The following is a 20,192-nucleotide window of genomic DNA, read 5'->3' as shown; positions in this document are numbered from 1 at the left end:
TGAACGATTATAGCGACGAGTCACCACGCCCACGGTCGTCGCCGCCCTCCGTCAGATCGGGGGTTTTACGACGCCGCGCACGCTCCGTCTCCGGCAGCACGCGGCGGCTCGCAGGTGCGAGATCGCATTGCAGCGGATGGACGACTTCGGCACTCAGGCCACCCGCCAGAAATGCCAGCAGACTCAGCAGACGCTTCATGCATCCTCCACCACGGAATGCTTCTGTCCATTCGCGACCGTATATTCGAGCGCGTACGGATCCACGCCTTCCAGACATCCGATATTGGCGCGCCACATCCCGGGCATCATGCGCGTCTCGTGGAACGGGTAAATACCGCAGTGCTTGCAGAAATAGTGTTTCGCCAGGCGAGTATTGAACTGATAAAGGGTCAGATCATCCTGGCCCGACAGAATGCGCAAATTGGCTTCGGGGAACGGCGGCGTCATCAGCGCCCCCTTGCGGCGGCATAAGCTGCAATTGCAGCGCGCAGCCGGTTCAACCGGCGTGACAACTTCAAATCGGACAGCGCCACAGTGGCAGGAACCTTGCAACGTTTCAGACATGGATCGACTCCCGGATAAGTCCGCGCCGGCGGCACGGTCGTTAAGCGCTTTATATCGCAATCGAACCCGCCCGTTATCCCGGTTTGTATCTCAATGTATCTGGATGGCCCCCCGATACACGACATTGCCGAAATGCGGCCTTTTGCACACATGGCAGATACGCGCGGACAGTGAAATACGGCTACCGACTCACTAAAACCGTTGCACTGTTCACAGGAGAAGAACTGCCATGTTGACGCTACTCAGAAGTGCCTTCGTCGCCCTCGCCCTAACCGGCCTTACCGCTTGCGCACCGTCGCAGGCTCGCCCGATCTCAGGCGGCACCGCGCCCGAGTTCACGGGCATCGACAACTGGATCAACAGCCAGCCGCTCACACTGTCGCAACTGCGTGGCAAGGTCGTACTGGTCGATTTCTGGACGTACTCGTGCATCAACTGCATTCACACCACGCCGTACGTTAAGCAGTGGTACGAGAAGTACAAAGACAAGGGACTGGTCGTGGTCGGCGTGCACACGCCGGAATATGCCTACGAGCGCGATACGAAGAATGTCCAGGAAGCCGTGCGCCGCGCAGGCATCACGTATCCGGTCGCGCAGGACAACCGCTACGCCACGTGGAAAGCCTACGACAATCTCTACTGGCCCGCGTTCTATCTCGTCGACAAGTCAGGCAAGATCGTCTACACGCACTTCGGCGAGGGCGATTACGACAAGACGGAAGCGGCCATCAAGGCGCAGTTGGCCGCTCAGCCATCGTAAGCACGCCGCAAAAGAACGCCTATCGCACCGCCGCTTCGTGTCGTGAGCACAACGCATCGAAGTCCTGTGCCAGATCGGCAAGCGAGACGGCGCCGAGCCTTGCGATAAGGATCGCCTCAGCCTCACGCAACGCCCCGTCGAGCGCCGCGTTCACCGCGCGCTCGACGGCGCATTCGGGGTTGTCGCTCTCCACACCGATGGCGAAGATATTCGGACCACCGACAGCGCGATGAATGTCGAGCAATGTCACCTTGTGCAAATCGCAGGCGATGCTCCAGCCGCCCCCATGCCCCTTGTCCGAGCGAACGTACCCGGCCTCGCGCAACCCCGCCATCGTGCGCCGGACCACCACAGGATTGGTGCGCAGCATCTGGGCGAGCTGTTCGGACGTGAAAGGTGCGTCATGCCGAGCCATGTGCAGTAGCACGTGAAGCATGCGCGAAAGTCGGCTGTCGCTTCTCATCGTCGCCCCTCGCTCACAACGCCTGACGCGCGAACCACGCGTGAATCAGTCCGCTCTGGAAGAAACGCACCGGCTCGTCGAAACCGCCTTCCCAGATGATGTCGTCCATCGCCTCCGGCGGCACAACAGCCACCTGCGTCCCATAAATGGCCTTCGCCCGCTCACGCGCCTCGGGCGACACCGACATCATCCCGAACCAGACTTCCAGCAGCCGTCGCCCGGCTTCGGAGGTCATGTCGCACGCCAGATCCGCACTTGCGAGGTAGCCACCCGGTTTCAGCCGGTCGGCAATCCCGCGAAAGAATGCCCGCCGCTCGGCCCGGTCCGTCACGAACTGGGAGACGAGAATCGACGTTGCGCCGTCAAACGGTTCGCTCTCGGGCAACGAGTCGAGAAAGCCCTGATGGAAGACGCAGCGCGACGCAATGCCTTGCGCTTCGGCTTTGCCGCGGAACACGTCGAGCATCCGCCCCGACGGCTCAACGGCGGTGAAGCACCACGCCGGATGACGCTCGGCCAGATACAGAATCTCCGCACCCGTTCCCGCGCCGACACACAAGACGTTCGCCTCAGGCGGCAGCGGCGCGAAAACGTTGTCGAGCACCAGTTGCAGCGCATCGCGCAAAGGCGTCATCGCGCTCCAGGTCTGGTCGTACGTTGCCGCGTGCTGGTCGAACATCGCGATGGTCTCTTGCCGCATGGCTGGCTCCACATTCATGTAACTTTTGATGTTTCATCATGCCATGAGAGATGCAACGCAGGCAAGTGGCGTGTTCGACGAGGTCGCGTTGCGAGCGACATCAGGGCCTGTGCAATTTGAGGGGTACCGCTAAATATTGGCGACCTCTGGTCGTTAATGCATAGGATTGGCCCGCTTTCCTTACCGGGCCTTACCAGAACCCTCTCGACGACACGCCCCCCGATGACGTCTATCAACACAGCAACAAACCTGATTTCACTGACGACGAGCGACATTGCGTCGCGTGCCGCCAATCCGAGCGCAGTGCCCGGCACAGTCCCCACCGGCTCGGGCGCTTCGGCGGTCGCCGAGTCGACGCGCGTCACCCTCACGCAGACCCCGCCCGTCGCCAACTGGCCGACGTACACCCAGCCGGTCGCCAACGGGACCGCGCTGAACTGGCGGCAGTTGCCCTCAGACGCCATCTCGCTACTGATGTCGGGCAACCTGTCGACGACATCGCTGGGCAATCGTCTCGATCAGCTCGGGTCGAAGCTGATGTCCGCCATCGCAACGGGGGCGACGTCCTTCTCGCAAAGCGTGGTGCGCTCTACATCCGCCGCGCCCGCCACCGACGCCGATCTGGCGTTGCAACAATTCAAGCTGCAAACGAGCGCCGACAACCAGTTCGCATTGACGGTCACGACCGCCAGCGGCGCGCAAGTCAACGTCAAACTGGGCAGCAGCGACGACGGCCTGTCCGTCGAGTTTTCCGTCACGAAAGGCACGTTGACCGACGCGGAACGAGACCAGCTCGGCAAACTGGGCGATGCCTTCCAGAGCGCCGTGAACGGACTCGCCAAGCAGCCGCCGGTCGTGGACTTCAGCGCACTGACAGGCTTCGACACGTCCGTGCTCACGTCGGTGGACCTGAACGCCACGCTCAATGCCAACGGCACCACGCCGCAGACCTTCGTGTTCCACGCGGACGCCACGCAACGTTCGATGCACGTCGACGGTGCGAGCGGCAAGTTCGACGTCAACGTCGACCTGAAGAATCTTCAGGCCATCGGCAGCCCGAAGGCGCAAGCCGCCGCTCTGGATGCCTGGCTCACCCGCTTCGACACCGCGCAGGCGCGAGGCAACGGCGATGCTTCGCTCATGAACATGTTCAAGGCAGCGTTCAGCGGCCTGAACAGCCATTACCCGAGCGCGCCCACCCTGCCGCGCATCACGCTTAGCAATGCGGACAAGGCCACGCTGAGCGGTCTGGCAGACTTCAGCGCCTCGCTGTCGCAGACGAAGACGTCGCCGAATCCGATGCGTCCGTCGGAAGTCGACGGCTTCGATTACCAGATCTCGCAGAACACTCAGATCGGCGGCACAGATACGCTTAACCGCAAGATTCAGCAGCAAACGCAGGCCACACTGACCGCGAGCTATCACCGCTCGCTCTGGGCCGGGGTGCCGTTGCAACTGACGAGCGATCCGAAGTCGCAGAACTACGAATATGTGAAGGTGCAGGATTCGGCGTCGAGCAATGTCGACGTGAGCTATCGCGACGGCTTGCTTGCCCATGCTCAGGTCAGCCGCTCGGCCAGCCAGAAAACGCAAGTGCAGCGCTATGAAATGGCCAAGCTGGTCAGCGACGTCACCACGCCGCTGTCGGCGTCGAGCACGTCCGATCTGATGACGTTGCTCCAGTCCATCATGCAAAACGACGCGAAAAATGCAACGCGATCGTCCGGCGGCACCAGCGATGACGCGACGACCGACGCCGTGCGCAAACGCACCGCGCTGGAGATCGACCCGCTTCGTCTGGACGGTACGCACACGTCGTAAGCACGATATTCGCACCGCGCCATTTTTCTCGGCGCGGTGCGTTCCCTCTTCCCGCCTAAATACCGGTTGCCGCCCGGCGACGTCAGTTACCCTGCCCCTGAGCAGGAACAGCAGCGGCGTTGCCACGCTGGCGGTACCAAAGCGCATACACCACCGACAAGGCGATCACGAACGGCACGCCGTAGACCAGCGTCATACGGAACTCGTCGGTGAAGTAGGTCGTGACGAGCGTCGCCAGCATCAGCAACGCGCCCGCCAGACTGGCGTATGGATACCCCCACATGCGAAAGCTCAGCGATTTCGCGTCGTGCGCACGGCGGAAGAACAGATGCGTGACGAAGATCATCAGCCACGTGAACATTGCGCCGAACATCGAGACCGACATCATCAGCGTGAACGATGCCTGCGGAGCAAGCACGTTAAGCGCCACAGCCAATGCAATTCCGATGGTCGAGAGCATGAGCGCGGCGACCGGCACACCGTTGCGGCTGACTTCACCGAAGCGGCGCGGCGCATACCCTGCACGCGAGAGCGAGAACATCATGCGCGTGGTGATGTAGAGCTGACTGTTCATCGCGGACAACGCTGCGACCAGAATCACCAGATTGATCACGCCCGCAGCGCCCGGAATATGCGTTGCGGCCATCACCTTCACGAACGGACTACCGTCCTCACCTGCGGCGTTCCACGGCACGATGGCGAGCGTGAGCGCCAGCGTGAGCAGATAGAAGAACACGAGACGGAACATCGTCGCGCGGAAGGCTCGGGTGATCGCGCGCTGCGGATCCTGCGCCTCGCCCGCCGCCACGGCAATCATCTCGATGCTCAGATAGCTGAAGATCGACACGATCACCGCCACCCACATGCCCCACGCCCCCTTAGGGAAGAAGCCGCCGTGTGACGTGTAGTTCGCCAGCCCGATGCCACTCTCGGCCGGCGCACGAAACACGATGTACGCGCCGAGAATCAGGAACGCGACGATGGCCACGATCTTGAGCATCGAGAACGCATACTCGACCGCGCCGAACACTTTGACGCTCGCCGCATTGATCGCGATGAGACCGACCGAGAAGCCTACGATCCAGTACCAGCCCGGCACGGCCGGAAACCAGTACTTCATGTAGACGGCAATCGCCGTGACTTCCGTGCCGACCGCAAAGACGATCGACGACCAGTAGCCGTAGCGCACCAGAAACCCGGCCAGTGGCCCGATGTAGTGCTCGGCGTACGCGCCGAACGAGCCTGACGTCGGGTGCGCCACGGTCATCTCCGCGAGGCAACCCATGAGCAGCAGCGCAATCGCACCGCCGATGGCATAGCTCAGCAGGACGCTCGGCCCGGCAAAGCCGATGGCGAATGCGCTACCCAGAAAGAGGCCGGTGCCGATCGCACCGCCAATCGCAATCATCGATAACTGCCCGCTGGTGAGGCCGCGGTGCAGTCCCTTTTCTCGCTCGACAATGCTGTCGAAGCCTGGTTGTGTCGTACTCAAGATCGTCTCCTATATTCCTTGCGGTACTGCGGTATTGAAATGACTAAAAGGTGTGTTCGATGCCGAAGCCGATGCCCCGGTAGTGCGCCCCAGGCGGAGCGGCGCCGCCATTGGTGGCGCTGAAGTTAGGACGTGGCGAGAAGCCATAGCTGCCCCACGCCCGGTTGATGACCTGGTAATAGGCGAGGTACACGTCGGTGCGTTTCGAGAAGTCGTAGCGGTAGCCGAGGTTCATCTGCGTCGCGCCGAGGTCGGCGGTGCTGCACACCCCACCGCCCACGCGCGAGCACGACCCGTTCATCGCATAGCCGCCACCGAGCCATATGGAGTGCTTTCCTCCGCCGAAGAAGTGCTGGACCATCGCGTAGACGGCGTCGCGGCGGTAGTGGTTGAGGTTGCCGCTGGTGCCATCGTCCGTGCGATATGTCAGCCGGTCCCAGCCCGCCACCCACTTTGTGTTGGCATACGTGAAGACGACGAGCACTTTGTGTCCGTCGTCGCGCGATCCCGTCGCACGTGAACCCACGTTGGACGGATTCGCACTCGCCGGTGCGCCGAGCCACGCGAGTCCGAAGTAGTCCTTGTGCATCTCGTACGCGTAACGCACGCGCAGCGGACCGTTCACGTACTCCAGCCCCGCGCCGAACACCTGGGGTGAAATGCTGCCTGCCGGTGTCGTGACGCTGCCGTTCGACAGCGAGTACGAAAACCGCATTTGCAGCCCGTACCACTCAGGTGTCCAGTACTGAATGCTGTTGCCCTGACGGCGGTTGAACGTCGCATCCGAGGCGTTGTTGACGCGCCCCGATTGCGTCGTCGTGTTCGGCACGTTGAAGCCGGGATTGCTCAGGATGGTGCTGAGGTCGCCCGTGTAGGGATTGCGCACCGGCGAGCCGACGGATAGCGTCGACCACTGATACGGCGTGTCCCAGTTACCCAGAAACGCCGTGCCGAACGGCCCCTGCAGCCCGACGTTCGAGTTGCGATTGCCGATGGCGCCGACGGCCTTGCCGTCGATGGAGACCGGCGTTTCGATTTGCCAGATCGCGGCATAGCCGTCGCCGAGATCTTCCTTGCCTCGCATGCCGAAGTACGAAATGCTCGAGAGCATGCGTGTGCCGCTCATCTCCGGCACGTTGATCGCGCCTGCGGGCGCTTGCGTCGGGCGCGGCGCGGCGGCCGTTACCTGACGTCCGCTCACGCTGACCCAGTCCGTCATCGGCGTGAGATGCCCGTAGATCTGCACCTGCGCCTGCGACATCTCGCAAGCGCCGAGTCCGACGGCCATCGCCAGCACCGCGCCGGGCATACGCGCACCAGCGCGCGTAGTGCCCGAACGTGTCGCCTGACTCGTGTCCCGTCGGCGTGAGAACCGATACCGATACCGCAACGCGCCGCGCATCGTCGCTTAACCCGGCAACGTGAAACCACAAGCGGCCAACTGCGCAAGCAGCCGCTCGTGTTGCTCGTCCGACAACTGCGTGAGCGGCGGACGCACGCGCGACCACGCCGGATCGTCGCGATGCGACGCCAGCACCGCCTTGAGCGCCGGGATCATGGGGTACGACTGCACGATGCTGCGCACCGCATCCGCTTGCGCCTGAAGCGCAGGGCCCGTGTCACCCGTGTCACTCGTATCGCCCGCCCACTCGCGGCACAGCCGTCCGATGACTTGCGGATTGACGTTGACCGTCGCCGAAATGCATCCCTTCGCACCTTTGGCCGACGCCCGCGACACGAGCGACTCGGACGCCGGGAAGATGCCGAAACCGGGGAAGGCGTCGAGCATGGCGTTCAGATTGTTCCAGTCACCCGAACTGTCCTTGATGCCAACGACCGTTTGCGGGAAGTCGCGAATCAGCCGCTCGATCACCGGCAGCGTGATCGGCACGCCCGACAGCGCAGGGATGTGATACAGGTACAGGCGCAAACGCGCATCGGCGACTTGCTCGATCACGCGGGCGTAGTAGGCGTAAAGACCGTCGTCGGAGATGCCCTTGTAGAAGAACGGCGGCAGCATCAGCACACCGGCGCAGCCACGCTCGACGGCATGTCGTGTGAGCGCCACCGTTTCCGGCAACGAGCAGCAACCGGTGCCGGGCAGCATGCGCCGCGTGTCCAGACCGTTGTCGACGAGCAGGTCGAGCAACGCCATGCGCTCGCCGAGTCCGAGCGAGTTCGCTTCGCTGTTCGTGCCAAACGGCGCGAGACCGACACCTTGCGAGAGCAACCATTCGCAATGCGCGAGAAAACGGGGGGCATCCGGCGTCAGATCCGCATGAAACGGCGTGACGACGGGCGCAAACGCCCCGGTCAATTCGTGATCGACCATGACAGTTCCTAAGAGAGAGGGGGAGAGTTGCGGCGCTGCCGTCGCTGAACGTCCCCGTTCAGCGATTCAGGCAGGCGCGGACCGCATCAGGGCGATGGGTTGATTTCGTGCAGGAATTGCAGAATTTCGCGGCCGAGCGAATCGTCGCCCGTGTCGAGATGCGCAACGACCGACGTGTGGTTGTGGTCGTGCACCTGAATGAAGCGCGGCGCGTGCGCATCGCGCTTCGCGAGCCGATGACAGAATTCGAGCGCGTAAGTATCGAGATGGGGATTCTCGAACTCGGCAACGACCGTCATCACCGGCACCGGCATGGCATCGACGTGCGCCATCGGGGCGTTCGCCTCATGACGCGCTGCGTCGTCGCCGTAATAGGCGATGACGCCAGGGGCGTTCGGATTGTCCGGCAGGACATCGGCACGCAGCCGCGCGCTGATCAGCACGGCCCCTGCCACTTCAGGTGCCGCCGGACGCACACATGGATCGCACAGATAGCTGGCGACGTGCGAGCCGCCCGCCGAATGCCCGATCAGCAGGATGCGGGACAAGTCGGCCCCGCCCTCGCCTGCATATTGCGCGATGTGCTCACGGATCCATTGCATCGCCAGCGCGACATCCTCTGCGCCGCCCGGGAACGTGGCTTCCGGCGCAAGCCGATACTCCACGTTGACGGCCACGCAGCCGTGTCGCGCGAAGTAGCGCGGCACGTTGCCGTAGATCTGCGCGTTGGCATTCATATCGCCGCGCACGAACCCACCACCGTGTACGAAGACCACAATAGGTGCGGATGCGGGTGCACTCGCCGGTCCGACCGACGCTGTCGGACGGTAGACGTCGAGCCGATGCCGCGCATGCGGACCATAGGCCAGATCCCGCACGACGGCGAAGCCTTCCGCCGACGCCTTCGCCAGCAACGGCGTGTAGGTGTCGAGCACGGCGCGGCGTCCCGCAGCGATGTCGTCGGTCCACGAGGGGCCGAGTCCCCGCATGAGCGAGCGCGCGACTTCCCACTCGGCGGCGGCTGGCGTCTGTCCGTCCATCAATAGACTCCCATCAACTGCGAAAGCTGCGCGATGTACCCGGCGTAGCGCGGATGCTGTTTGATCGTCTGCGGCGAGCGCGGACGCGGCAGATCGATCACCACTTCCTGCTCGACCTTGCCCGGACGCGCCGACATCACGATCACGCGGTCCGACAGGAACACCGCTTCCTCGATGCTGTGCGTCACGAGCAACACCGTCTGCCGATGCTCCTGCCAGATGCGCAGCAGCTCGACGTTCAGGTTGTCGCGGGTAAGCGCGTCGAGCGCACCGAACGGCTCGTCCATCAGCAGCACTTTGGGTTCGAGCGCCAGAATCTGGCCGATGGATGCACGTTGACGCATGCCTCCGGACAGCTCGTGCGGATGGTGGTCGGCGAACTGCGCGAGTCCCAACATCTCCAGCAGCGCCGCCACACGCGGCTCGCTCTTCTCCTTCGGAATCTTGCGCAGGCTGGTGCCGAGCAGCAGGTTCTGGCGCACCGTGAGCCACGGCAGCATATTGCTCGTCTGAAAGACGACGCCGATCTCGGGCACTGGACGCGACACGCGTTGACCCGCCACGCGCACTTCACCGCCGTCATGCGCCACCAGGCCCGCCACGATGCGCAACAGCGTGCTTTTGCCGCAGCCGCTGGTGCCAAGAATCGACACGAACTCCTGGTCTGCGATAGAGAGCGATACGTCGTCGAGGATCTTCACCGGCGCAGTCTTGCGGTTCTTCGCCGGAAAGGTCTTGTCGATGTGGCGCACTTCGATCATGGCGTCCGACGTCTGAGGAGCGACGGACGGGGCAACCGCTGCGCTCGCCGAATGCAGAGGCGTCACGATATTCGCCTTCGAATTAGTCAGACCGCTCATACGTTGATCCCCCGCCACCACACAAACCGTGCCAGCCGTTCGATGGCCCAGTAGAGCACCACCGCCAGCAACGTCACCATCAGAATCGCCGCGAACATCACGTCGGTGCGTGCCGCTGCCGACGCGAACACGATCAGATGTCCCAGCCCTTCTTCCGACCCGATGAACTCACCGACGATGGCGCCGATGACAGCGAGCGGCATGGCGATCTTGAGACCGTCGGCAAACGCAGGCAGCGCCGCCGGGAGATACAGCCGCCAGAAGGTGTCCCACGGGCTTGCGCCCAGTGCACGGAAGTGCTCGTCGAGATTGCGTGCCACGGACGCGAGACCGCCCATCGTCGCCACCACGACAGGAAAGAAGGCGAACAGGAACGTCGACGCCAGCTTCGAAGCAAAGCCGTAACCAAACCACACGATCATGAGCGGCGCGAGCGCGATCTTCGGCATGCTTTGCAAAGCGGTGACGAGCGGATACAGCGTGCGGCGCGCGAACGCGCTGTAGCTGATGACCACACCGATCACGAGCCCGCCCGCGACGGCGGCGACGAACCCCGTCAGCACTTCGACGGTCGTCACCCACGTGTCCGCGAGCATCTGCGGATGCACTTCCCACGCAGCGCGAAAGATGGCCGACGGCGGCGGCATCAGGTACGACTGCACCTTGAAGTACGTCACGGCCATTTCCCACAGGGCGAGCAACACGCCCCAGAATACGATCGTCTGTGCGATGCGTTTCATTCGAATGTCTCCTCCGGATGGATGGGGCAAGCCGGGTTAGGCCTTGCCGCCCGACTTCTCCTTGACCATCCCCGGCGGGGGCGGCACGACGAAACGCTCGAACCGGAACCGGTCGAAGCTCTCGATGTTGCGCTCCCACACCTTCGCCTCGTACGGATGCTCGGCGTCGATCTGCGTCATCTCGCAATACAGCTCGACGTTGTTGCCGTCCGGATCCTTGAACACGAGGAAGTAGTTCGCACCGGGACCGTGGCGACCGATGCCGCGCACGATCTCGACCTCATGGGCGCGCAGCACGTCTACGGCCTTCTCCATCTCCTCGACGCTGTCGACCAGATACGAGAAGTGCTCCATACCGGGACGCCCGTAGCGCGGCAGATCGTCGATGTCGGGCGAGTTCTTCGGAATCTGCGACAGCGCCAGATCGTGGTGATCGCTGCCCGCACGCAGGAACACCATCTGGTCGTCGATCCAGTCGGAGACCGTGAGGCCCAGCACTTCGGTATAGAACTTCACCGACTTCTGAATATCGCGTACGACCAGCACCAGATGGCCGAGACGCTTCGGATTGAGTTTGGGTTTGGGGCTTGTCATCTCCACTCCTTGCATTGCAACAGTTCTCATCGGGTCGCGATCGGATTCCCGAACACCGGGAATCACTCGACGAACTGATTGGTATAGATGTCGGTGGCTTTGAGCGTCGGCGCGAGATTGAAGGCGTCGCGCACGAACTTCGCGGTGGACTCCATACGCGGCACCGGCAGCCAGCCCGGCTTGTGGCCCTTCGTTTCGCTATCGGTCTCCAGCGCACCGATCTGGCGAATCTGTTCGACCATGACCTGCTTGTCGAGCATCGGGTACTGCGAGACGATCACACCCGCAGACTCCTCCGGATGCTCGCGCATCCAGGCATAGCCCCGGTACGTTGCCTGCACGAAGCGACGCACCACATCCGGCTTCTGCGCGATCATCGTTTCGGTCGTGACGATGCCGTTGCCGACCATGTCCAGCCCGAAATCGCGATAGCGCAGCGAGCCGATCTCGCGGCCCTGCTTCGACGCCAGCGATTTGAGTACCGGCAGATTCGCACCTTCCCAGCACTCGGTCAGATCCACACGCCCTTGCAAGAACGAAGGATTGATCGTGGACGGATCGAGGCGGAGCAGCTTGACGGACGTCGGCGGCAGGCCGTTCGCCTTGAGCCACGCCGGCACGATGTTCTGCAACGGCGACGCGCCGCCACCGCCCATCGACATGCCTTTCAGGTCGGCGGGTTTGGTGATGGTGCGACCAGGCTTCGCGAGATAGCAGATCGCGCCGGGCCAGACCGCATTGATCGACCCCACCATCCGCGTCTTGCCGCCCTGCGCGCGATTGAGCATGACGCTGATCGGGTCGCCGTAGCCGAACTCGAACAGGCCCTGATCGACTTCGTTGACGGTGCGTTGCCCGCCGTGACCGACGATGGCCGATACCTCCAGCCCTGCTTCGCGGTAATAGCCTTTGTTGATCGCGACGAGCACGCCGCCGGTACTGCCCTGTGGCAGCCATGAGAGGTTGAACTTGACCTTGTCCTGTGCGGCGACCGGCGTCGCCCACAACGCGCCTGCGCCGGCAATCCCTGCCGTGCCGATCGTGCTGGCACATGCGAGCGCCGTCCACCAGCGCCGGGTCCACTGCCACTGCTGCATTGCTGCCTCCTCCTGACCGCCACTTGAGCGGTCTTTCTTATTTGCGTTGTGCCACGACACGGTTCTCGATGGCGCCAATGCCCTCGATACCCGCCACCATCACGTCACCCGCCTTGAGATACACGCCACGCCCCATGCCCACGCCGGTCGGCGTGCCCGTGGCGATCAGATCGCCGGGCTTGAGCGTGAGGATTTCCGACAGGTAAGCGATCTGCTCCGCAATGTTGAAGATCATTCCTGCCGTCGTGTCGTCCTGCATCGACTCGCCGTTGACCGACAGGGTCATGCGCAGGTTCTGGGGATCGCGAATGACATCGCGCGGCACAAACCACGGCCCCAGAGGAGCGAAGGTATCGAAACTCTTGCCGCGAAACCAGTCGTGCGTGAACGGATAGTCGGTGCGACGGTTCAAATCCCGTGCGCTCACGTCGTTGATAACGGTGTAACCGGCGATCCATTCATGCGCTTGTTCGACCGGCACATGACGGCCCGGACGCCCGATCACCACGGCCAGTTCGACCTCCCAGTCGACGCGCTCGGCATGCGGCGGCAGCACGACATCGGTACCGGTCGCCGTCACGCTCGTCTCGGCCTTCATGAACATGTACGGCGAGCTTTCGCTGCGCGGCGCGAGCTTGGTGCCCATTTCCGCCGCGTGTTCGTAGAAGTTGGACGCCGTGGCAAAAATGCGGCCCGGCTGATACGGCACGCACAGACGGTAGCTGTCGGTCGCCAGCGCCCCCACCTTGGCCGGAACACCTGCGTCCATCGCGCGACGCACGGCGGCCGACACAGCCTCGCCATGCACATACCAGTCCGAGAGCAGCGCCGTCAGGTCTTGTGCCGACGCGAGACCGTCTTCCGCACCCGCGCCCATGTGATGCAGCACCGCGTCGAGGTCATACAGACGGCCGTGCTGCACCAGTGCCGTACGACGAGCGGCGACGGCGCCCGGCGCCAGCGATTCATAAGTTGCCAATCCAAACCAGGTCACACCTTCCTCCTTGTCTTCCATCGGTAACCGATCTCGTTTTCACGTATCGGCTGTCTTTTTGATTGCTATGTTGAAACACAATACATAGCATATGTATACATAGCAACTGATTTGTATTTTATTTTTCAATCCATCTCATCGAGACGATTAAGACCCATGAACGACATGCCGCTCCTGCTCAATCTCATCCCGCTCGAACCGTTGGCCCGCGCACAATTGCTTGCTGCCGGACTGCGTCTGCATGACGTCGACGCACCCCTGCTTTGCGTCGCTGGCGACCCCGTGACGCCCCATGTACGTCTCGTGCTCACGAACGGCACCACCGGCCTCACGGCTGCGCAAATGGATGCGCTACCCCAGCTCGAACTCATCTGCGCCTTCGGCGCGGGCTTCGAAAACATCGACGTTGACGCTGCTACGCAGCGCGGCATCGCCGTGGCGCATGCGCCGAACACGAACGGCGAGACCGTCGCAGATCACGCACTCGCGCTGATGCTTGCCAGCGCTCGTGGGCTCGTCACGCTCGACCGCGCCGTGAAAGCTGGCGGCTGGGCGAAACATCGCGCACCGCGTCCCACGCTGAGCGGCGCACAACTCGGCATCGTCGGCCTCGGCAACATCGGTCAGGCCATCGCGACGCGCGCGGAAGCCTTCGGCATGTCCATCGGCTATCACACGCGCACAGCCCGCACGAACTGTCGCTGGCGGTACTTCGACGACATCGGCGCGCTGGCCGACGTGAGCGACTTCCTCGTGCTCGCCTGTCCCGGCGGTCCGGCCACGCATCACCTCGTGAACACTGACGTGCTGGCACGTCTGGGCGCACACGGCTTCCTCGTCAATGTGGCCCGGGGCAGCGTGGTCGATACGGTGGCGCTGATCGAAGCGCTTTGCGACGGCGTGATTGCCGGTGCCGCGCTCGACGTCTTCGAGACCGAACCCGAGGTACCGTCCGCACTGCGCATGCTCGAGAACGTGGTGCTCACGCCGCACATCTCAGGCCGCTCTCCCGCGGCACTACAAGCCCAGATCGACCTGCTGCTGGCCAACGTACGCGCCCATCTCGCTGGCACGTCGCTACCGGCTGCAGTCAACTCCGTTGGGCACCGCATCGCGTCGAAATAAAAAAGAAGCGGGCAACCGGGAGACCATCGGAGGTTGCCCGCTTCAACACTTCACGCTTTGGAGGCCCTGTGAAGTCGGCGGTGACGACGCGAACCGATCCTTCCGGTCGCGCCGCCCTTGACGTCGAATCGTTCGTTAGCGTGCCGGGTACGGCTTTGCCGGTGCGCCCATCACCGGCTCACCCAGCAGCGGGCTCGACAACGCGTAGGCGCCGTTCTCGGTGAAGGCCCACATGATGTTGCGGTCGTACTCCGTGTACATCGCGAACACGCCCTTACCCAGCGTGTAGACGGGCAGTTCCGTCTCGTCGGCCAGGCCCGGCACGAAGTAACCGGCGATACGCGGTTTGGTCGGGTCCTTCACGTCGAAAATCTGCACGCCCGCGTTGTAGAACGAATACGGCACGATGCCCTGACGCCACGTACCCGGCTGACCGATGGAGTTCGAACGCTTCGGACCGTAGTTGCCGCCACGCTGACAGAAGCTGGTGAACGGCGCGCCTTCGGGCACTTCCGGCTCCGGCAGCTTGCCAGCCACTTTCATCTTCGCGGGATTGCGCGCGTCGACGACGAAGATGTCCTTGTACGGCTCGTAGCAGTCGCGGTTCATCGGGTAACCACTGGTGAACACGTAACCCGTGCGCTCGTACTGGCTGACGTCGGCGTTGTCATATTCCGTGCCTGCGAAGCTCGGTGCCGTGTTCACGTTGCCAACGACCTTCGGATGCGCCGGATCGCTCAGATCGAACGACCACAGACCGAGGCCCCCCATCGCGCCGAAGCCCACCTTGCCCCCTGCTCCAGCGGCTTGGGCAGGAAGATCGGCATACGCGAGCCCATCCACGACGTGCGGTTGCCCGCGCGCGGGTTTTGCAGGTACGCCTGCTCATGCTCTTCGTTGCCGAGAATCTGGCCCGGCACCGAAATCTGGGAGATGAACTTCGGATTCGCGGGGTCCGACATATCCCACACCTGGTAGCCCGGCGAGTAGAGATAGTTCGGGTATTCCGTGAGCGCGTAGCTGTCGTCCGGCGCCGACGAGAGAATCATGTACTTGCCGCCGTAGAACTCTGGCGAGTCGAGCGAACCCGAGCCTTGCTGCTGACCGACAGGCGCATTGGGATGCTTGTAGTCGGTCGTGCGCGTGGCGATCAGCTTCCAGTCGGACGGCAATGGGCCATCCATCACGAAGACCTTGAAGCCCTTGAGCGAGTTGTAGTTGCGTTGCGCTGCGACCTTGTCCGGCTGCTTCGACTTGTCCTGCATCAGCCCGTAGCGGCCGATTTCGAACGACGCGACGAGGATCGGCTTGCCCAGCTTCTTGTTCCACACGATGGTGGCGCCGCCAAGGTAGTCCTGCACGTTGTTGGCGTCGAACTTCTCGCTCGATCCCTTCGGCCCCCACACACCGCCCTTCGAGTAGACGACTTTACCGTTGGCCGGATCGGTCACGTCCATGATGCGCAGATAGTCGCGGTCGTGGATGTAGAGATAACGTTTGCCGTTAAAGTCGGCGATGTTATTCCACGCGTGGAACGGCGAATCGACGCCCGGATAGAACGCCAGCACCTTTACGTTCTTCGAATAGCTCTTCTTGTCCCACGTGGTCAGTTCCCCGGGGAAGCGCTGGCCTGTGTGAATTTCGGGCGTAGCCTTCGGCCAGATGAACTTGCCTGTGGCCGGGTCCATGCCGTAATCGACACCGGCCTTAAGCGGCTTCGGTTCGCGGTCCGGCGTGAGGCGCAGCCATCCGGCCAGATACGGGTCTTTGACGTTCGGCGTGCCAGGCGTACCCGACGGATTATCGGCGGGCGCCGGCTGCGCGACCGGCGCGCTCTCGGGGGCCGAGGCGTGCGCGGCGAGCGTCATCGTAAGCGCCGCGAGCACTGCCGTGGCTGTCAACATGGCGGGGGCTGCACCGCGTGTCTGCATGCGAAACATGTCTTCCTCCTTCATCTCAAAAGTCTTCTCGCCGGCGCTGTGAACGACCCTCGCCGGCGGCGTATTACTGAAAAGCGGAAATGCGCAAATGCTGATGGCGAACGACGTCTGCGTCAGAACGCATGACGAATACCGAACTGCACACCCGACGGGTTCTGCGAGCCGGTCGGTGTGACCTGGAACGTCACCGGATAGTGAACGGTCGTGTCGTTGCTGTGCTGCACGCGAGCGTAGGTCGCATAAAGCGTGGTGCGCTTCGACAAGCCGTACATGTAACCGACGACAAAGCCGTTGGCGTTGGAGAGCGCCTTGTTGTCGTCGTCCTGACGGTGGACAAAGCTCGCGTAGAAACGATGGCGGTCGGTCAGCGCATAACGCACGCCAGCCTGAATGTCCCAGCCGCGCACGTTGAACGCGACATACGGCGGATAAGCGTAGTAGCCGTTGTACGTGTGATAGATAAGCGTCGGTTCGACGCTGCCGAACTTGTACGTCGCGGCGAAGTAGTTGTCGCGCGACGAGCGGATCTGGCTGGCCGAGTAGATGTCACGGGTGTATTGCAGCTCACTGACCGCGCCGAGGAAAATGCCGCCCTGGCGATATTCCAATGCAGCCGAGTAGAAGCGACCGGAGCGCGTGCCGTCGCCCACACCGGTCGTCGCCATGAAGCGCGCGTTCAGGCCGTACCAGGTGGGCGTCTTGTACTGGATGGAGTTGTCGACGCGATACGAGGCGTAGAAGAACTCCATGTTGTTGACCATACTGAAGTCGGCCGCCCAGCTCGGATCGGCGTAACCCGCGATCCAGTACGACGGCGTGAACTGACGGCCCAACGACAGATCACCCCACGGCCCCTTGATCCCCACGAACGACTGACGCGCCTGCGTCGATTGTGTGCCGTTGTTGGCTGAGAACATCGGCTCGTACGTGAAGAACGCGCGATTGCCACCGCCCAGTTCTTCATAACCGCTCAGGTTGAAACGCGAATTGTTCAGCCCACCACTGGACATTCTCGTGACCTTGCCGCCATTCGCGCCCGACCCCCACAGTTGCTCCATGTTCAGGTCGATGAACCCCGAGAGCGTGACACCCCCGGAAGACTGCGCGTACGCACCGCCCTGCATTGCACCCAGCAGCAATGCACACAACACTCGCTTCTTCATGCTGTCTCCTGATGTTTCTCGTTTTATTTGCGACGCCTCCCCTGTTTAACTGCCGGGATGTCTGCCGCTCGCCCGTTGTATGTATACAATCTTTCGACGAATTATACATATCAAAGAAATTGAATTTCTACTGCTATTTGCTTATACAAACGGGCTATTTTTTTATAGCGGGTTACCCCTTAGGACTTTGGATGATGAATCGCCGCCGACACACCTCGCGCAACGCGCGCGAGGTGGCCGACGGCGATTCGGGGCACTACCGTGGGGGATGTCGAGATGCGGCGCGTGCCGATCAAAGTCCGCTGCGGTCGGCCTGGAGACCTTCGTGGCGCAGCTTCGGCGCGTTGTCGTTGCCGGTGCCGTCTTTCGAAGCGCCGCCCCAGCCGTGCGCGGTGACGTCAAAGATCACGCCGTTCGGGTCGAAGAACTTCACTTCGTAGAAGATGTTGCTCTTCACCGGCACTTCGCCCATGTAGTAGCGTCCGCCAGCGGCCTCGATCTTCGCGCGCGTGGCAGCCACGTCTTCCACCCAGATGCCGATGTGATGCAGGCCGACGAACTCGCGGCCGCGGTCGCCCGCGGCTTCGTCGTTCTTATAGTTGAGCAGCGCGAGGTTGATGACGCCGTCCGAGAGGTAGACGCCCCGGGCGAGCGAGGAGTCCGTCTCCCCGACCTTCTTGAAATCGAACGCCTGCATGTAGAACTCGGCTGCCTTCCATGGGTCCGGCACGGAAAGCGCAATGTGACGCAGTTTGGCCATGATGAATGTCTCCTTCGGATTGAGGTGATAGGCCTCGCCGGCACCTCCGGCGAATGGCTTATGTATACTATCTCAGCATATTGCATTCAAAAACGTATTTTTGAATGCACATTGAGCTTTCCACCGTTCCGAAAATCGATCAAACCCCGCCCCTTATGGCGTTGCGCCCTTTTTACACGAGAACATAAGGAAAAATACTCGTATAATCCGCATGTATACAATCCGACTAAAACGACGCATCTACGGAGCGAGATAAACCAGCATGGCCGAAACCATTGCCGCACGGATCTGCCGCGTACTGACGGGCGAAATCATCGACGGCCGCCTGCCCCCCGGCCAGAAGCTTGAAGAAGTCGTGCTGGCGGAGCGCTTCAAGGCGTCGCGCACGCCCATTCGCGAAGCACTGCGCGAGCTAAACGCCCGTGGGCTCATCGAACTCACGCCGCACAAGGGCGGTGTCGTCGCGAGCATCAGCATTGATGACCTGTCCGACATGCTCGAAGCGATGTGCGAACTCGACGCGCTTTGCTGCCGTCTGAGCGCACAGCGCATGAGCGCCATGCAAAAGAAGCAACTGGAGATGATTCACGTCCAGAGCAAGCAGTGCATGGATGCGGGAGACGAAGCCGGTTATCTCGCGCTCAACCGCGAGTTCCATCAGTTGCTGAGCGCAGGTACCCAGAACAAGACGCTGATGGCCCTGATCGACAGCCACCGCGAACGGCTCGCCCCGTTCCGGGCGGCCCAGTCCGACGTCGAAGAGCGCTTCACCGTGTCGTTCGACGAACACGACCGCGTCGTGGAAGCCGTGCTCGCCGCCGATGCCGAAGCCGCGTATAACGCGATGCGCAGTCACACAGCACGCCTGAGCATCCACGTCCTCGAACGTCTGCAACATAGCCGCAAGGACGACTGATCCGGCGCCATTGCGCGCATACCCCCCATAACACCTCACCCGGCCCATGCCCGCCCCGCGCGCGCATGGGCTTTTCTTTTGTGCATCCCCCTCCAATTCGTCGATTGGTCAGCACCGGGTCCGCGAGTGTCAATCGAGACACCAGGCCGCTTTGCACGGAGATGTCACCAATAGTGTTCATCCGTTGCGAGGTTGAACATCCACCACCGCTGCCTACCCTCCATAACAGAAACGCCAGGTCGTTTTGTCGTTTCATCGTCATTTCGGCGCCGTCGTCTTTGTCACCGACGGTATTCAATTCAGCCTCTCGTGGAGACTCACATGTCGCAAATCACCGATGTACTGGTCAGCATCGACACCAAGACCATCGTCGACCGGTACGGCAAGAATTCCAGCATGGCGAATCCGCCGGTCATCGACTTCAAGCACGTTTTCATGATCGTGACGCAGGGCAATGTGGTGAGCGGGCAAGCAGGCGGAGAACTGGACGTCGCGGCCACGGTCGGCGATGTCATCCGGTGGCGCGAATGCTCGCTCTCGCTGGGCTTCGAGCAGTCGTGCATCTTCTACAAGTTCGTGGGCAATCAGGGCAACGAGCTGATCTCACCGCCCTCCCCGCGCGAGGCCGAAGTCACGATCCCCGTGCCGAACCCGCCGGACCCGACCAAACCGAAGAAGCAATCCTGCTCGAACTATTTCTGGTCGAGCGAAACGCTCAAGACCGGTCGCGTCACCTATCACTTCCAGTTCATGATTCTCGACCGTAGCGGCAATGTCTGCGGCTGCTATCAGTGGGATCCGTTCATCACCATTCGCAACCACTGAGTCCCC

22 protein-coding genes are annotated in these 20,192 nt (G+C 62.3%); 5 read left to right on the top strand and 17 right to left on the bottom strand.

The window, feature by feature from the left end:
- Positions 1 to 7: 7 nt before the first annotated feature.
- On the bottom strand, positions 8 to 199 hold the full coding sequence (locus NA29_RS11360) for a hypothetical protein (RefSeq protein ID WP_039398237.1): 192 nt from the start codon (positions 197 to 199) through the stop codon (positions 8 to 10).
- Positions 196 to 564, bottom strand: coding sequence for a GFA family protein (locus tag NA29_RS11355; RefSeq protein ID WP_039398235.1), 369 nt, complete (start codon positions 562 to 564; stop codon positions 196 to 198). The genes NA29_RS11360 and NA29_RS11355 overlap by 4 nt, the downstream gene beginning before the upstream one ends.
- Positions 565 to 793: 229 nt before the next feature.
- On the opposite strand from NA29_RS11355, the gene NA29_RS11350 reads away from it, so the two are divergent.
- On the top strand, positions 794 to 1,324 hold the full coding sequence (locus NA29_RS11350; protein ID WP_039398233.1) for a thioredoxin family protein: 531 nt from the start codon (positions 794 to 796) through the stop codon (positions 1,322 to 1,324).
- Between the two features lie 19 nt (positions 1,325 to 1,343).
- Here NA29_RS11350 and NA29_RS11345 read toward each other — a convergent pair whose 3' ends face one another.
- Both NA29_RS11345 and NA29_RS11340 read right to left on the bottom strand, forming a co-directional pair.
- Entirely contained in the window at positions 1,344 to 1,787 is a 444-nt protein-coding gene (locus NA29_RS11345) for an Rrf2 family transcriptional regulator (RefSeq protein WP_039398231.1), read from the bottom strand.
- 13 nt (positions 1,788 to 1,800) lie between these two features.
- Positions 1,801 to 2,487: a class I SAM-dependent methyltransferase gene (locus NA29_RS11340; protein ID WP_039398229.1), complete on the bottom strand. Its 687-nt coding sequence runs from the start codon at positions 2,485 to 2,487 to the stop codon at positions 1,801 to 1,803.
- Between the two features lie 222 nt (positions 2,488 to 2,709).
- On the opposite strand from NA29_RS11340, the gene NA29_RS11335 reads away from it, so the two are divergent.
- Positions 2,710 to 4,308 (top strand): hypothetical protein, encoded by a 1,599-nt coding sequence (locus tag NA29_RS11335; protein ID WP_052252845.1) that lies wholly within the window; start codon positions 2,710 to 2,712, stop codon positions 4,306 to 4,308.
- Between the two features lie 82 nt (positions 4,309 to 4,390).
- Here the strand turns inward: NA29_RS11335 and NA29_RS11330 are convergent, their stop codons facing one another.
- The 9 genes from NA29_RS11330 to NA29_RS11290 all read right to left on the bottom strand — a co-directional run bounded on the left by NA29_RS11330 (position 4,391) and on the right by NA29_RS11290 (position 13,478).
- The gene (locus tag NA29_RS11330) at positions 4,391 to 5,800 is read right to left on the bottom strand and encodes an amino acid permease (protein ID WP_039398227.1); all 1,410 of its coding nucleotides are present in this window, start codon (positions 5,798 to 5,800) and stop codon (positions 4,391 to 4,393) included.
- Positions 5,801 to 5,843: 43 nt separating this feature from the next.
- Positions 5,844 to 7,109: a porin gene (locus NA29_RS11325; protein WP_052252844.1), complete on the bottom strand. Its 1,266-nt coding sequence runs from the start codon at positions 7,107 to 7,109 to the stop codon at positions 5,844 to 5,846.
- Positions 7,110 to 7,208: 99 nt separating this feature from the next.
- Complete coding sequence (locus tag NA29_RS11320; RefSeq protein WP_039398225.1) at positions 7,209 to 8,132, bottom strand: dihydrodipicolinate synthase family protein; 924 nt, start codon at positions 8,130 to 8,132, stop codon at positions 7,209 to 7,211.
- 86 nt (positions 8,133 to 8,218) lie between these two features.
- Entirely contained in the window at positions 8,219 to 9,172 is a 954-nt protein-coding gene (locus NA29_RS11315; protein ID WP_039398224.1) for an alpha/beta hydrolase, read from the bottom strand.
- Positions 9,172 to 10,032: an ABC transporter ATP-binding protein gene (locus tag NA29_RS11310; RefSeq protein ID WP_224786777.1), complete on the bottom strand. Its 861-nt coding sequence runs from the start codon at positions 10,030 to 10,032 to the stop codon at positions 9,172 to 9,174. Before NA29_RS11310 ends, NA29_RS11315 begins: the two co-directional genes overlap by 1 nt.
- Positions 10,029 to 10,772, bottom strand: a complete 744-nt coding sequence (locus NA29_RS11305) for an ABC transporter permease (RefSeq protein ID WP_039398221.1) — start codon at positions 10,770 to 10,772, stop codon at positions 10,029 to 10,031. Before NA29_RS11305 ends, NA29_RS11310 begins: the two co-directional genes overlap by 4 nt.
- Before the next feature lie 36 nt (positions 10,773 to 10,808).
- A complete protein-coding gene (locus NA29_RS11300) occupies positions 10,809 to 11,366 on the bottom strand; it encodes a VOC family protein (RefSeq protein WP_039403122.1) in 558 nt (185 codons plus the stop codon).
- A gap of 62 nt (positions 11,367 to 11,428) precedes the next feature.
- The gene (locus NA29_RS11295) at positions 11,429 to 12,463 is read right to left on the bottom strand and encodes an ABC transporter substrate-binding protein (protein ID WP_039398219.1); all 1,035 of its coding nucleotides are present in this window, start codon (positions 12,461 to 12,463) and stop codon (positions 11,429 to 11,431) included.
- Positions 12,464 to 12,500: 37 nt separating this feature from the next.
- Complete coding sequence (locus tag NA29_RS11290; RefSeq protein WP_231965155.1) at positions 12,501 to 13,478, bottom strand: fumarylacetoacetate hydrolase family protein; 978 nt, start codon at positions 13,476 to 13,478, stop codon at positions 12,501 to 12,503.
- A gap of 135 nt (positions 13,479 to 13,613) precedes the next feature.
- Here NA29_RS11290 and NA29_RS11285 point away from each other — a divergent pair, with 135 nt between their 5' ends.
- Positions 13,614 to 14,582 (top strand): 2-hydroxyacid dehydrogenase, encoded by a 969-nt coding sequence (locus tag NA29_RS11285; RefSeq protein ID WP_039398217.1) that lies wholly within the window; start codon positions 13,614 to 13,616, stop codon positions 14,580 to 14,582.
- Positions 14,583 to 14,717: 135 nt separating this feature from the next.
- Here the strand turns inward: NA29_RS11285 and NA29_RS26305 are convergent, their stop codons facing one another.
- From NA29_RS26305 to NA29_RS11270, 4 genes are all read right to left on the bottom strand, one after another.
- Complete coding sequence (locus NA29_RS26305; protein ID WP_257125723.1) at positions 14,718 to 15,353, bottom strand: LVIVD repeat-containing protein; 636 nt, start codon at positions 15,351 to 15,353, stop codon at positions 14,718 to 14,720.
- Positions 15,320 to 16,522 (bottom strand): LVIVD repeat-containing protein, encoded by a 1,203-nt coding sequence (locus NA29_RS11280; protein ID WP_257125722.1) that lies wholly within the window; start codon positions 16,520 to 16,522, stop codon positions 15,320 to 15,322. The genes NA29_RS26305 and NA29_RS11280 overlap by 34 nt, the downstream gene beginning before the upstream one ends.
- Positions 16,523 to 16,635: 113 nt before the next feature.
- Positions 16,636 to 17,685: a porin gene (locus NA29_RS11275; protein WP_039398215.1), complete on the bottom strand. Its 1,050-nt coding sequence runs from the start codon at positions 17,683 to 17,685 to the stop codon at positions 16,636 to 16,638.
- A 292-nt stretch (positions 17,686 to 17,977) separates the two neighbouring features.
- Positions 17,978 to 18,445 carry a VOC family protein gene (locus tag NA29_RS11270; protein WP_224786775.1) on the bottom strand — a complete coding sequence of 156 codons (468 nt, stop codon included), beginning with the start codon at positions 18,443 to 18,445 and terminating at the stop codon, positions 17,978 to 17,980.
- Between the two features lie 262 nt (positions 18,446 to 18,707).
- Here NA29_RS11270 and NA29_RS11265 point away from each other — a divergent pair, with 262 nt between their 5' ends.
- Together NA29_RS11265 and NA29_RS11260 are read left to right on the top strand one after the other, a co-directional pair.
- Positions 18,708 to 19,361 carry a GntR family transcriptional regulator gene (locus tag NA29_RS11265; RefSeq protein WP_039398211.1) on the top strand — a complete coding sequence of 218 codons (654 nt, stop codon included), beginning with the start codon at positions 18,708 to 18,710 and terminating at the stop codon, positions 19,359 to 19,361.
- Between the two features lie 321 nt (positions 19,362 to 19,682).
- Entirely contained in the window at positions 19,683 to 20,186 is a 504-nt protein-coding gene (locus NA29_RS11260) for an inclusion body family protein (protein ID WP_039398209.1), read from the top strand.
- Positions 20,187 to 20,192 lie beyond the last annotated feature (6 nt).

This window comes from Pandoraea sputorum (assembly GCF_000814845.2).
In the GTDB taxonomy this organism is placed as follows: domain Bacteria; phylum Pseudomonadota; class Gammaproteobacteria; order Burkholderiales; family Burkholderiaceae; genus Pandoraea; species Pandoraea sputorum.
This window is presented reverse-complemented; position numbering and strand designations above follow the sequence as displayed.

Bases quoted from the DNA above. Each gene is read 5' to 3' on its own strand.
- NA29_RS11360 (WP_039398237.1), bottom strand. From the start codon at position 199: ATGAAGCGTCTGCTGAGTCTGCTGGCATTTCTGGCGGGTGGCCTGAGT.
- NA29_RS11355 (WP_039398235.1), bottom strand. From the start codon at position 564: ATGTCTGAAACGTTGCAAGGTTCCTGCCACTGTGGCGCTGTCCGATTT.
- NA29_RS11350 (WP_039398233.1), top strand. From the start codon at position 794: ATGTTGACGCTACTCAGAAGTGCCTTCGTCGCCCTCGCCCTAACCGGC.
- NA29_RS11345 (WP_039398231.1), bottom strand. From the start codon at position 1,787: ATGAGAAGCGACAGCCGACTTTCGCGCATGCTTCACGTGCTACTGCAC.
- NA29_RS11340 (WP_039398229.1), bottom strand. From the start codon at position 2,487: ATGCGGCAAGAGACCATCGCGATGTTCGACCAGCACGCGGCAACGTAC.
- NA29_RS11335 (WP_052252845.1), top strand. From the start codon at position 2,710: ATGACGTCTATCAACACAGCAACAAACCTGATTTCACTGACGACGAGC.
- NA29_RS11325 (WP_052252844.1), bottom strand. From the start codon at position 7,109: ATGCCCGGCGCGGTGCTGGCGATGGCCGTCGGACTCGGCGCTTGCGAG.
- NA29_RS11320 (WP_039398225.1), bottom strand. From the start codon at position 8,132: ATGGTCGATCACGAATTGACCGGGGCGTTTGCGCCCGTCGTCACGCCG.
- NA29_RS11315 (WP_039398224.1), bottom strand. From the start codon at position 9,172: ATGGACGGACAGACGCCAGCCGCCGCCGAGTGGGAAGTCGCGCGCTCG.
- NA29_RS11310 (WP_224786777.1), bottom strand. From the start codon at position 10,032: ATGAGCGGTCTGACTAATTCGAAGGCGAATATCGTGACGCCTCTGCAT.
- NA29_RS11305 (WP_039398221.1), bottom strand. From the start codon at position 10,772: ATGAAACGCATCGCACAGACGATCGTATTCTGGGGCGTGTTGCTCGCC.
- NA29_RS11300 (WP_039403122.1), bottom strand. From the start codon at position 11,366: ATGACAAGCCCCAAACCCAAACTCAATCCGAAGCGTCTCGGCCATCTG.
- NA29_RS11295 (WP_039398219.1), bottom strand. From the start codon at position 12,463: ATGCAGCAGTGGCAGTGGACCCGGCGCTGGTGGACGGCGCTCGCATGT.
- NA29_RS11290 (WP_231965155.1), bottom strand. From the start codon at position 13,478: ATGGAAGACAAGGAGGAAGGTGTGACCTGGTTTGGATTGGCAACTTAT.
- NA29_RS11285 (WP_039398217.1), top strand. From the start codon at position 13,614: ATGAACGACATGCCGCTCCTGCTCAATCTCATCCCGCTCGAACCGTTG.
- NA29_RS26305 (WP_257125723.1), bottom strand. From the start codon at position 15,353: ATGGGGGGCCTCGGTCTGTGGTCGTTCGATCTGAGCGATCCGGCGCAT.
- NA29_RS11280 (WP_257125722.1), bottom strand. From the start codon at position 16,522: ATGTTTCGCATGCAGACACGCGGTGCAGCCCCCGCCATGTTGACAGCC.
- NA29_RS11275 (WP_039398215.1), bottom strand. From the start codon at position 17,685: ATGAAGAAGCGAGTGTTGTGTGCATTGCTGCTGGGTGCAATGCAGGGC.
- NA29_RS11270 (WP_224786775.1), bottom strand. From the start codon at position 18,445: ATGGCCAAACTGCGTCACATTGCGCTTTCCGTGCCGGACCCATGGAAG.
- NA29_RS11265 (WP_039398211.1), top strand. From the start codon at position 18,708: ATGGCCGAAACCATTGCCGCACGGATCTGCCGCGTACTGACGGGCGAA.
- NA29_RS11260 (WP_039398209.1), top strand. From the start codon at position 19,683: ATGTCGCAAATCACCGATGTACTGGTCAGCATCGACACCAAGACCATC.